Here is an 11,595-nt window from a genome sequence, read left to right on the forward strand (position 1 = left end):
TTCAAGCCTTGTCGCGGGCTTCGCCCGAGCCGAACAGGTTGGACACGCAGCGGCCGCAGATCTCGGGATGATCCGCGTCCTGGCCCACGTCAAGGCGCCAGTGCCAGCAGCGTTCGCACTTCTTGTGGGCCGACGGCGTGACCTCGATGCGGGTCTCGCCTTCGCTCGCGTGCACGGTCGCGCGCGAGACGATCAGCACGAAGCGCAGGTCGTCGCCCAGGCTGGCCAGCAACTGCTGGTCCTCGCCATTTGCGTACAGGTCCACTTCGGCCTGCAGCGACGAACCGATGTCCCCGGCCGTGCGCACTTCCTCCAGCTTGCGCTGGACGTCGGCGCGGATGGCGCGCAGGCGCGTCCACTTGGCCGAAAGGGCTTCGGCGTCGGCAAACGGCGGCAGCGCGTGGTAGACCTCGGTGAAGATCGTCGTGCGGGCCGCGTCGGCCTGATTCTTGAGCGCGGAAGCCACCAGTTCCTTCCAGGCCTCTTCGGCCGTGAACGACAGGATGGGGGCCATCAGCTTGAGCAGCGTCTGCGTGATGTCCAGCAGGGCCGTCTGCGCCGAGCGGCGGGCGCGGCTGTCGGGGGCCGACGTGTAGAGGCGGTCCTTCAGGATGTCCAGGTAGAACGCGCCCAGGTCTTCCGAGCAGAACGTCTGCAGGCGCGAGACGGCGGGATGGAAGTCGTAGCGTTCGTAGCAGGCTTGCACTTCGGACTGCATCTGCGCGGTCATGGCGAGCGCATAGCGGTCGATCTCGAAGAGCTCGCCGTAGGGCACGGCCTGCGACACCGCGTCGAAATCAGCCAGGTTGGCCAAGAGGAAGCGCAGCGTGTTGCGGATGCGGCGATAGCCTTCCACGACGCGCTTGAGGATCTCGTCCGAGATGGACAGCTCGCCCGAGTAATCGGTGGACGCCACCCACAGGCGCAGGATTTCCGCGCCCAGCGAGTCGGACACCTTTTGCGGGGCGATCACGTTGCCCACCGACTTGCTCATCTTGCGGCCCTGGCCGTCCACCACGAAGCCGTGCGTCAGCAGGGCCTTGTAGGGCGGCTGGCCATACAGCATGCAGCCGGTCAGCAGCGACGAATGGAACCATCCGCGATGCTGGTCCGAGCCTTCCAGGTACAGGTCGGCCGGCCAGCCCAGTTCGGCGCCGTGCGAGCCGGCGAATTCGCCGTCCTTGCCGCCCAGCACCGTGGCGTGCGTGCTGCCCGAGTCGAACCACACGTCCAGCGTGTCGCGGTTCTTTTCGTACATGTCGGCCTCGTCGCCCAGCAGCTCGCGCGGGTCCAGGCCTTGCCAGGCCTCGATGCCGCCTTGCTCGACGCGCTGCGCCACCTGCTCCAGCAGCTCGGCGGTACGCGGGTGCAGTTCGCCGGTTTCCTTGTGCACGAAGAAGGCCATCGGCACGCCCCACTGGCGCTGGCGCGACAGGGTCCAGTCCGGACGGTTGGCGATCATGGCGTGCAGGCGCGCGCGGCCCCAGGCCGGGTAGAACGCCGTCGCGTCGATGCCGGCCAGCGCTGATTCGCGCAGCGTGGGACCGCCATCCTTGGGGGCCACGTCCATGCCCGCGAACCATTGGCTGGTGGCGCGGTAGATGATCGGCGTCTTGTGGCGCCAGCAGTGCATGTAGCTGTGCTTGTGCTTTTCGACGTGCATCAGCGCGCCGGCTTCCTTCAGGGCCTCGACGATCTTGGGGTTCGCGTCCCAGATCGACAGGCCGCCGAACAGCGCCAGGCTGTCCACGTACTTGCCGTCGCCCATCACCGGGCTGATGAAGTCGGTGTCCTTCATGCCGTGCTCTTTGCACGACACGAAGTCCTCGATACCGTAGGCGGGCGCCGAGTGCACCACGCCGGTGCCGGAGTCGGCCGTCACGTAGTCGCCCAGGTAGACGGGCGCCTTGCGATCGTAGGCCGCATTGAACTGCGCCAGCGGATGGCGGAATTCGATGCCCGACAGCGCCTCGCCGGGCGCCGTGGCGATGACGTCGCCTTCCAGCTCCCAGGACTTCAGGCAGGCTTCGACGCGTTCCTTGGCGATCAGCAGCAGGGGGCCGAACTTGGGCGCCGGCGACACGCGCACCAGGGCGTACTCGATTTCCGGATGCACGTTCAGCGCCTGGTTGGACGGAATGGTCCAGGGCGTGGTTGTCCAGATGACGATGGCGCCGTCGTCCACCGAGTCCAGGCCGAACGCGCCAGCCAGCTTGGCATGGTCGGCAAACGGGAAGGCGACGTCGACGGCCGGGTCCACGCGGTCCGCGTATTCCACTTCGGCCTCGGCCAGCGCCGAACCACAGTCAAAGCACCAGTTCACGGGCTTCAGGCCGCGGAACACGTAACCCTTGTCCAGGATGCGTCCCAGCGCGCGGATCTCGTCGGCCTCGTTGCTGTAGTTCATCGTCATGTACGGACGATCCCACTCGCCCAGCACACCCAGGCGCTTGAAGTCCTTGCGCTGGCGGTCGATCTGCTCGAGCGCGTAGGCGCGGGCCTTGGACTGCACTTCCGCCACCGGCAGGTGCTTGCCGTACTTCTTTTCGATCTGGATTTCGATGGGCATGCCGTGGCAGTCCCAGCCCGGCACGTAGTGCGCGTCATAGCCGGCCATGTTGCGGCTCTTGACGATGATGTCCTTCAGGATCTTGTTGACCGCGTGGCCGATGTGAATGTCGCCGTTCGCATAGGGCGGGCCGTCGTGCAGCACGAAGCGCGGCCGGCCGCGGCTGGCCGCACGGATCGCCTGGTAGACGTGGTTTTCCTCCCAGTGCGAAATCCAGGCGGGCTCGCGCTTGGCGAGGTCGCCCCGCATGGGAAAGGGGGTGTCGGGCAGGTTGAGGGTCTTTTTATAGTCCATGAACGGCAAAATAGGCGCGCGCGTTTCGCGCGTCTTCGGCGATGGCGGCAGTCAGGGAAGGGAGGTCAGGAAATTTTTCTTCGTCCCGCAACTTTTGCAGGAATTCGACGCGTACGAGTTTACCGTATGCATTGAGGGTCTCGCCGAGCAAGTGCGTCTCGAGCAGCACGCGGCCGCGGTCCTCGACCGTCGGGCGCACACCCAGGCTTGCCACGGCGGGCAATGCCCGGTCGGCCAGGCCGTGGACCTGGACCACGTAGATGCCCGAGCGTGCCGCGCATCTTTCGGCCACCCGCAGGTTCATGGTGGGATAGCCCAGCGTGCGGCCCAGCTTCTGGCCGTGGATGACGTGGCCGCTGATATGGAAAGGGTGCCCCAGCAGATGGCGGGCGCGCTCCAGGTCGCCGACCGCCAGCGCGGTGCGCACCTCGGAACTGGAAATGCGATGCCCCTGCCGGTCCGTCACGTCCGCCAGCGTCTGCACCTCGAAGCCGTGCATCATGCCGGCTTCACGCAGCAGGTCGATATCGCCGCTGCGCTTGTGCCCGAAGCGGAAGTCCTCGCCGACCAGCAGCCACTTGGCCTGCAGGCCCTGCACCAGCAGCTGTTCGATGAAGGCGTTGGCGGACATCTCGGCCAGCCGCGAATTGAACCGCTCCACCACGACCTGCGTAATGCCGTAGCGCGCCAGGGCGGACAGCTTGTCGCGTAGGCCGGAAATGCGGGTGGGCGCCAGTTCGGGGCGCTGGTTCAGGGCAGCGAAATATTCCCGCGGGTGCGGTTCGAAGGTCATCACCGCAGGCGCCAGCCCCCGTTCGCGCGCGACCTGGCAGACGCGGGCGAGCATGGCCTGGTGTCCGCGATGGACGCCGTCGAAATTGCCGATTGTCAGCGCGCAAGGGGCGCGCCGGTCAGGCGGGGGAAGGGATCGGTAGATGCGCAGCGATGGTTTCACGAGCGAGAGTTTACAATTTTGGATTACGGGTTTGTTCCTATTCCGCCCGCGCCGGCCGTTCCGCGCGTCCGGCGAACCGCGGCGGACCCGTCCGAATTGCCTTGGAATTGTTCATCTTGCCGGAAATATCTTCTACCAAGCGCCGTCTCGTCATCCTGATTTCGGGGCGGGGCAGCAACATGCAGGCGCTGGCCCAGGCCTGTCGCGACGAGGGCTGGCCGGCGGAAATTGCCGCGGTCATCGCCAGCCGTCCCGACGCCGCCGGCCTCGGTTGGGCCGCGGGGCAGGGCATCCCCACGGCAGCCCTGTATCACAAGGACTACGCCAGCCGCGAAGCCTTCGACGCCGCGCTGGCCGCTGAAGTCGACCGCTACGCGCCCGATTACGTCATCCTGGCCGGATTCATGCGGGTCCTGACGCCCGGGTTCGTCAATCATTACGCCGGCCGGCTGGTGAACATCCATCCGTCGCTGCTGCCGGCATTTCCGGGCCTGCACACCCATGCGCAGGCCCTGGCGACCGGTGTGCGCGTCCATGGCTGCACCGTGCATTTTGTCACCCCGGTCCTGGACCACGGTCCCATCATCGCCCAGGGCTGCGTGCCGGTGCTGGCGGGGGACACACCGGAATCGCTGGCCGCGCGCGTGCTGGCTGTGGAACATAAGGCTTTTCCGGCAGCCGTGCGCTGGCTGGCCGAAGGCCGGGTTACCCTGACCACCGACCATCGCGTGGACGTCAAGGGCGACCCAGCCCGCTTATTCTCCTGGTCGCCGGCCGCCTGATCGGCCCAGAATCGCATTTATCGGACGGAACACCTCCGTCCCACTGGAATACACCATGACTAAACCCCAATCCCCGCGTTCCCGTCCGGCCGGTTCCTTCGGAGCAGCCACGGAAGGGCGCGACGGCCGGTCCTTTTTCTCGCGGCCCAAGGGCGATGCCCGCAAACCGGTGTCGCGCGATCGGGCCGAGCCCGCGGACCGCGCCCGCGAAGAGCGCGGCCAGCGCGGCGACAGCCGCGGCAGCGAGCGCGGCTCGTACGCCCAAGACCGGCGCGAAGGCCAGGGTCGCCCGGATTCTCGCCCGTCCTTCGGCGGCGAGCGCGGTGACAGCCGTGGCGGCGAGCGCGGTTCCTACGGCCAGGATCGCCGCGAAGGCCAGGGCCGCCCGGATTCCCGTTCCTCCTTCGGCGGCCCGCGCGGCGACAGCCGTGGGGGCGAGCGCGGTTCCTACAGCCAGGATCGCCGCGAAGGCCAGGGCCGCCCGGATTCCCGCCCGTCCTTCGGCGGCCAGCGCGGCGACAGCCGTGGCGGCGAGCGCGGTTCCTACGGCCAGGATCGCCGCGAAGGTCAGGGCCGCCCGGATTCCCGTTCATCCTTCGGCGGCCCGCGCGGCGACAGCCGGGGCAGCGATCGCGGCTCCTACGGCCAAGATCGTCGCGAAGGCCAGGGCCGTCCGGACTCGCGTCCGTCCTTCGGCGGCCAGCGCGGCGATAGCCGTGGGGGCGAGCGCGGTTCCTACAGCCAGGATCGCCGCGAAGGCCAGGGCCGCCCGGATTCCCGTTCGTCCTTCGGCGGCCAGCGCGGCGACAGCCGAGGCAGCGACCGCGGCTCCTACGGCCAAGACCGTCGCGAAGGCCAGGGCCGTCCGGACTCCCGCCCGTCCTTTGGCGGCCAGCGCGGCGACAGCCGCGGCGGCGACCGCGGTTCCTACGGCCAGGATCGCCGCGAAGGCCACGACCGCCCGGATTCCCGCCAGGCCTTTGCAGGCCAGCGCGGCGAGCATCGTGGCGGCGACCGCGATCACGCGCCGCAAAAACCCCAATTCAACCGTCCGCGCCTGTCCCACGCGGCCATCCGCATCGATCAGGTCCAGCGTGTCCTCGGAGAAATCCTGCAATGGACCTATCCGGCCGACGCGTCGCTGTCGCACTGGCTGCGCCAGCACCCGAACCTTGGCGCGCGCGACCGCTCCGAGGTCGCCGAGGCCGTCTACGACGTGCTGCGCCACCTGCGCCGCTACCGCCAGTATGCGGAAAGCGGTGTCGGCCCGGCCTCGCGCCGTCTGGCCATCCTGGGCTTGAATGCGACGCTGGGCGCCGAAGCCCTGCAAGAGGGCATGGACGGCGCCGAGGCCGAATGGCTCCAGCGTGTTGCGCGAATCGATGTGGCCACCTTGCCCCGCGCGGTGCGCGGCAGTATTCCCGATTGGCTGGATGAGCGCCTGAGCGCCATGGAAAGCCCCGAGACGCTGGTCGAGGCGTTGAACCGCCAGGCCTCGCTGGACCTGCGCGTGAATCCGCTCAAGGCCGAGCGCGACGCCATGCTGGCCGAATTGCAGCAAAGCGCGGGCCGCTACGCGCCGACCGCCATGCCGTATTCCCCCTGGGGCATCCGCATGGAGGGCCGTCCCGCCATCAATCGCTGGCCCCAGTTCGAGAACGGCAGCATCGAGGTCCAGGACGAAGGCAGCCAGTTGCTGGCCCTGTTGGTCGCCCCGCGCCGCGGCGAGATGATCATTGATTTCTGCGCGGGCGCGGGCGGCAAGACGCTGCTCCTGGGGGCGTTGATGCGTTCGACGGGCCGGCTGTACGCCTTCGACGTGTCGGCGGCCCGCCTGGCGCGCGCCAAGCCGCGCTTTGCGCGCAGCGGTCTGTCGAACGTGGTGCCCGTCGTCATCGACAACGAGAACGATGCCCGCGTCAAGCGCCTGGCCGGCAAGGCCCAGCGTGTGCTGGTCGATGCGCCTTGCAGCGGCATCGGCACGCTGCGCCGCAATCCGGACCTGAAATGGCGCCAGCACCCCGAGGCGCTGGCCGGACTGGGCCAGTTGCAGGAGCGCATCCTGAATAGCGCGGCGCGCTGCGTCGCACCGGGCGGTCGCCTCGTCTACGCCACGTGCAGTCTGCTGGCCGAGGAAAACGAGGTGCAGGCCGAGCGTTTCCTGGCCAGCCACCCGGATTTCGAGCGCCTGGACGCGGCCGAAATCCTGGGCGCCCGTTGCGAGACCTTGAAACTGGAAGGTCCGTACGTGCAATTGCGCCCGGACCTGCACGGCACCGACGGCTTCTTTGCGGCCGTGTTCGAACGCCGGAAAAAGGCTGCCGCAGCGGACGACGGCGCCGCGGCCGAGGCTGAGATCGAAACTGCCAGCACGGAAGCCGCCGCTGAAGACGAAAGCGGGGTCAAGGACCCGGCGTGACGCCCACGGTGGCGCTGTAACGGCGGGTTCCGATCGTCTTGTTCTGGTACTTCACTTCCCAGGAAAGCGTATCGGAGCCCGGCTGGTCCGCCTGGTAGACCACCTGCGCCACCGGCACGGATTTGTATGCGCAACGCCCGGAGTCGTTGGATTGCCCGCGCGTCTGCATGATGCTGGCCTTGCCCAGCGTCGGCATCCGGGTGATCGACACGCGCGGCGCCCGCAGCGCCAGGCAGTCCGATCCGCGAATCTCATAGTAAGAGGCCAGGACCGCCACGTCCCCCGATTTCAGCGTTTGCGCCGAGGCGAGGACCGGCAATGCCAGGCCAAGCGCGGCCAGGGCGGAGAAAAAACAGTGACGCATTGTATTGACAGCCATCAGTGGGACAAATGAGACAGTTTGGCGGGCGAAAGGGGGCCAGTGTGACCCGGTATCGTGGCGTCTTCAAGACTGCCGCCTCGCCTGACAGGAACTTTAATCGCGCAATGTAGCCAAAATAGGGTGCCGATGCGAATGCCCGGGCGTTCCGGGCGGGGCGAAACCCCGTTTGCCTCGGCACTGGCCAAGGTTCCGGGCGCGCTTCCGGCGCGCAGAGTGCGGCTTTTTGCTCAAAACCGCGTCTTAGTCCTTGATTTCTCTCAATAACTAATTTGAAACTAGATTGTCATCAGACGGCTAAGGTAAGCTAAACTTTCAGCCACTTCTCAAGCGAGGCTCATAACAGCTATATGGATTACATCCTCTCCTTCATTGCCGGCGGCCTGACCCAAGCGACTTGGTGGCAGATCGTCGTTTTCACTTTGGTCGTGACGCACATCACGATTGTTGCGGTCACGGTATTCCTCCATCGCAGCCAAGCGCACCGCGGTCTGGATTTGCATCCGGCTGTCATGCACTTTTTCCGCTTCTGGCTCTGGATGACGACCGGCATGGTCACCAAGGAATGGGTGGCCATTCACCGCAAGCATCACGCCAAATGCGAAAAGGAAGGTGACCCGCACTCGCCCATGCTGTTCGGCATCTGGAAGGTTCTGTTCCGCGGCGCGGAACTGTACCGCGAAGAATCGAACAACAAGGAAACCATGGCCAAGTTCGGCCACGGCACGCCGGACGACTGGCTCGAGCGCAACGTCTACAGCAAGCACAGCCTGTGGGGCGTGCTGACCATGCTCGCGATCGACATCGCCCTGTTCGGCGCCATCGGCGTCACGGTGTGGGCAGTCCAGATGGCATGGATCCCGTTCTGGGCGGCAGGCGTCGTCAACGGCATCGGCCACTATTGGGGCTACCGCAACTACAACAGCCCGGACACCAGCACCAACGTGTTTCCGTGGGGCATCGTGATCGGCGGCGAAGAACTGCACAACAATCACCACGCCCATGGCACGTCGGCCAAGTTCTCGGCCAAGTGGTATGAATTCGACATCGGCTGGTGCTACATCAGCATCCTGAAGTTCTTCGGCCTGGCCAAGGTCAAGAAGGTCGCGCCCAAGCTCAAGCTGGACGACTCCCGCACGGGCATCGACCTGCGCACGCTGCAAGGCGTCATCACCCACCGCTACGAGGTCATGGCCCGCTACGCGGACGTGATCAAGAGCGCTGCCCGCGAAGAGCTGGCCAAGCTTAAGGCCTCGCGCCAGGAAGGCAACGCCGAGTGCGGCTATACCAAGCTGCACCGTGTGCGCCGCGCCATCCACCGCAACGAAGAAATCCTGCAGCCCGAGCAACTGGCCGCCGTGGACAAGGCCATCGCCCAGAACAAGTCGCTGTCGACGCTGGTGCAGATGCGCCGCGAACTCGGCCGTATCTGGGAAAGCTCCAGCGCCAGCAGCGAACAGCTTCTTCACGACCTGCAGGCCTGGTGCCAGCGCGCCCAGCAAAGCGGCATCGCTGGGCTTGAGCAGTTCGCTCAACATCTGCGCCGCTACGCGGCATGATGCTAGAGAAGCTCAACCCTGAACAACGCGCCGCAGTAACGTTAGAACCGCAGCACGCCCTGGTCCTGGCCGGGGCGGGCAGCGGCAAGACCCGGGTGCTCACCACCCGCATGGCCTGGCTGATTCAAACCGGCCAGGCTTCGCCTTTTGGGCTTCTGGCGGTCACGTTCACCAACAAGGCCGCCCGCGAGATGCTGGCGCGCATGTCGGCCATCCTGCCGATCGACACGCGCGGCCTCTGGATCGGCACGTTCCACGGCCTGTGCAACCGCATGCTGCGCGCGCATCATCGCGATGCCGGCCTGCCGCAGAGCTTTCAGATCCTCGACGTCACCGACCAGCTTGCGGCCATCAAGCGTCTCATGAAGGCCAACGGGGTGGACGACGAAAAGTATCCGCCCCGCGATGTGCAGCGCTTCATCAATGGCGCCAAGGAAGAGGGCCTGCGGCCCGGGGACGTCGAAGCCTACGACGCCCATCGCCGGCGCCTGATCGAGATCTACCAGCTCTACGAGGCCCAGTGCCAACGCGAGGGCGTGGTGGACTTTGCCGAACTGCTGCTGCGCGCCTATGAATTGCTGTCGCGCAACGCGCCGGTGCGCGAGCACTACCAACGCCGATTCCGCCACATCCTCGTCGACGAGTTCCAGGACACCAACACGCTGCAGTACAAGTGGCTGCGGCTGCTGGCGGGCGGCGGGGCGGCCATCTTCGCCGTGGGCGACGATGACCAATCCATCTATGCGTTCCGCGGCGCGAACGTCGGCAACATGGCCGACTTCGAGCGCGATTACGCGCACGGCACCGTGATTCGCCTGGAGCAGAACTACCGCTCCTACGGGCACATCCTGGATTCGGCCAACGCGCTCATCGGACACAATTCGGGCCGCCTGGGCAAGAATCTCTGGACCGACCAGGGCGAGGGCGAGCCGGTTCGCGTCATCGAGCAGCCCTCCGACGGCATGGAAGCGCAGTGGATCGTGGACGAAATCCGTTCCCTGATCCACGAAGGCAGCGATCGCCGCGAGATCGCCGTGCTGTATCGCAGCAACGCCCAGTCGCGCGTCATCGAACACGCCATCTTTTCCGCCGGCATTCCCTACAAGGTCTACGGCGGCCTGCGCTTTTTCGAACGCCAGGAAATCAAGCACGCGCTGGCCTACCTGCGCCTGATGGCCAATCCGCACGACGATACGTCGTGGATGCGGGTGGTCAACTTTCCCACGCGTGGGATCGGGGCGCGCACGCTGGAGCAGCTTGCCGATGCCGCGCGGGCGCACGATACCAGTCTGTATGGCGCGGTGGCGTTGGTCGGCGGCAAGGGCGGGTCCAATCTCGCGCAATTCGCGCAGATGATCCACCGGCTGATCGCAGAAACGCGCGACCTGCCGCTACCCGAAATGGTCGAGCACATGCTCGAGTCCAGCGGCCTGAACGCCCACTACAAGGCCGAGCGCGAAGGCGCCGAGCGGCTGGAAAACCTGAACGAACTGATCACAGCCGCAGCCGTGTTCGCCTCCGAGGAAAACTACGACGGCCTGCCGGCCGGCGTGGTGCCCGACCACGACACCTCGTCCACGCTCATGCCGGGCGTGGTCGATGCGCCGGCGGTGGAGGGCGAGGGCCTGACGCCCCTGGCTGCGTTCCTGTCGCATGCGGCGCTCGAAGCGGGCGACAACCAGGCCCAGCAAGGCCAGGATGCGGTCCAGCTCATGACCGTGCATGCCGCCAAGGGCCTGGAGTTCGACGCCGTGTTCATCACCGGCCTGGAGGAAGGCCTGTTCCCGCACGAGAACAGCATCCTCGAACCCGCAGGGCTCGAAGAAGAACGCCGCCTCATGTACGTGGCGATCACGCGCGCGCGTCAGCGCCTGTACATCAGCCTGGCGCAAAGCCGGATGCTGCATGGCCAGACGCGCTATGCCATGCGTTCGCGCTTCCTGGACGAGATTCCCGAGCAGCACCTGAAGTGGCTGACGCCCAAGGCCGGGCTGGCGCCGGTCAGCGCCACGGGCGCGGGCTGGGGCGGCGGCAATCGCGGCGATGCCTTTGGCCGCAAGCCGACCAACACCATTGCGCCGCGTCAACCCCGTGGGGTCGCGACGGGCGTCACGGTGGGCGACAAGCAGTATCGTGTAGGTCAGGGCGTCCGTCATGCGCGGTTTGGCGACGGCACGATCATCGGCCTGAGCGGCGCGGGACAGGACGCCCAGGCGGAAATCCACTTCCGCGACGTCGGCGCCAAGACCTTGGCGCTGGGCATCGCCAAGCTTGACATTGTTCAGGGGTGACACATATGGCCAACGACGATTCCCCCAAAGCCGAGTTGGCGTCGCTGCGCGCCGAGGTCGACGAGATCGACCAGCAGATCATGCTGTTGCTGGGCGTGCGGTTCCGTTGCACGGACATGATCGGCGAGCTGAAGACGAACCATGGCATGGACCTGGTTGATCCCAAGCGCGAAGCCCAGCAGATCGAGCGCATCCGCCGCCTTGCGGTGGAGGCGGGCGTTCCGCCCGACCTCGGCGAAGCCATCCTGCGCGAAGTGATCGACACCGTGATCGACCACCATACCCGCCTGCGCGAGCGTCCGTACTCGTAATTGCAGGCAGCGCCCGATGCTTGGCGTGCCAGGCAT

General features: G+C 66.5%; 9 protein-coding genes. 5 read left to right on the plus strand and 4 right to left on the minus strand.

What is annotated here, in order from left to right:
• Position 1 precedes the first annotated feature (1 nt).
• Together ileS and BMW75_RS14600 are read right to left on the minus strand one after the other, a co-directional pair.
• Positions 2 to 2,863 (minus strand): isoleucine--tRNA ligase, encoded by a 2,862-nt coding sequence (gene ileS / locus BMW75_RS14595; RefSeq protein ID WP_092580286.1) that lies wholly within the window; start codon positions 2,861 to 2,863, stop codon positions 2 to 4.
• A complete protein-coding gene (locus BMW75_RS14600; RefSeq protein WP_092580288.1) occupies positions 2,853 to 3,818 on the minus strand; it encodes a bifunctional riboflavin kinase/FAD synthetase in 966 nt (321 codons plus the stop codon). Before BMW75_RS14600 ends, ileS begins: the two co-directional genes overlap by 11 nt.
• A gap of 125 nt (positions 3,819 to 3,943) precedes the next feature.
• Between BMW75_RS14600 and purN the strand changes: the two genes are divergently transcribed.
• Positions 3,944 to 4,600, plus strand: a complete 657-nt coding sequence (gene purN, locus BMW75_RS14605; RefSeq protein ID WP_092580418.1) for a phosphoribosylglycinamide formyltransferase — start codon at positions 3,944 to 3,946, stop codon at positions 4,598 to 4,600.
• Positions 4,601 to 5,678: 1,078 nt separating this feature from the next.
• Positions 5,679 to 7,019, plus strand: a complete 1,341-nt coding sequence (locus BMW75_RS29960) for an RsmB/NOP family class I SAM-dependent RNA methyltransferase (protein ID WP_139208537.1) — start codon at positions 5,679 to 5,681, stop codon at positions 7,017 to 7,019.
• On the opposite strand, the gene BMW75_RS14615 is transcribed toward BMW75_RS29960, so the two are convergent.
• Positions 7,003 to 7,383, minus strand: coding sequence for a hypothetical protein (locus tag BMW75_RS14615; RefSeq protein ID WP_254792016.1), 381 nt, complete (start codon positions 7,381 to 7,383; stop codon positions 7,003 to 7,005). The two genes, BMW75_RS29960 and BMW75_RS14615, sit on opposite strands and share 17 nt — an antisense overlap.
• Positions 7,384 to 7,724: 341 nt before the next feature.
• Positions 7,725 to 7,901, minus strand: a complete 177-nt coding sequence (locus tag BMW75_RS29965; RefSeq protein ID WP_371467164.1) for a hypothetical protein — start codon at positions 7,899 to 7,901, stop codon at positions 7,725 to 7,727.
• Between BMW75_RS29965 and BMW75_RS14620 the strand changes: the two genes are divergently transcribed.
• Genes BMW75_RS14620 through BMW75_RS14630 form a run of 3 tightly spaced genes read left to right on the plus strand, consistent with a single transcriptional unit; the run spans position 7,821 to position 11,559 of the window.
• Positions 7,821 to 8,957, plus strand: coding sequence for a DesA family fatty acid desaturase (locus tag BMW75_RS14620; RefSeq protein WP_371467162.1), 1,137 nt, complete (start codon positions 7,821 to 7,823; stop codon positions 8,955 to 8,957). The genes BMW75_RS29965 and BMW75_RS14620 overlap by 81 nt on opposite strands.
• Complete coding sequence (locus tag BMW75_RS14625) at positions 8,954 to 11,248, plus strand: UvrD-helicase domain-containing protein (RefSeq protein ID WP_092580292.1); 2,295 nt, start codon at positions 8,954 to 8,956, stop codon at positions 11,246 to 11,248. The genes BMW75_RS14620 and BMW75_RS14625 overlap by 4 nt, the downstream gene beginning before the upstream one ends.
• Positions 11,249 to 11,253: 5 nt before the next feature.
• Positions 11,254 to 11,559, plus strand: coding sequence for a chorismate mutase (locus BMW75_RS14630; RefSeq protein ID WP_076520370.1), 306 nt, complete (start codon positions 11,254 to 11,256; stop codon positions 11,557 to 11,559).
• Positions 11,560 to 11,595 lie beyond the last annotated feature (36 nt).

Origin of the sequence: Achromobacter sp. NFACC18-2 (assembly GCF_900108985.1) — a bacterium.
Classification (GTDB): domain Bacteria; phylum Pseudomonadota; class Gammaproteobacteria; order Burkholderiales; family Burkholderiaceae_B; genus Achromobacter.

Coding starts and splice junctions, on each gene's coding strand:
- BMW75_RS14615 (WP_254792016.1), bottom strand. CDS start 7,383: ATGCGTCACTGTTTTTTCTCCGCCCTGGCCGCGCTTGGCCTGGCATTG.
- BMW75_RS29965 (WP_371467164.1), bottom strand. CDS start 7,901: ATGCAAATCCAGACCGCGGTGCGCTTGGCTGCGATGGAGGAATACCGT.
- BMW75_RS14625 (WP_092580292.1), top strand. CDS start 8,954: ATGATGCTAGAGAAGCTCAACCCTGAACAACGCGCCGCAGTAACGTTA.
- BMW75_RS14630 (WP_076520370.1), top strand. CDS start 11,254: ATGGCCAACGACGATTCCCCCAAAGCCGAGTTGGCGTCGCTGCGCGCC.
- ileS (WP_092580286.1), bottom strand. CDS start 2,863: ATGGACTATAAAAAGACCCTCAACCTGCCCGACACCCCCTTTCCCATG.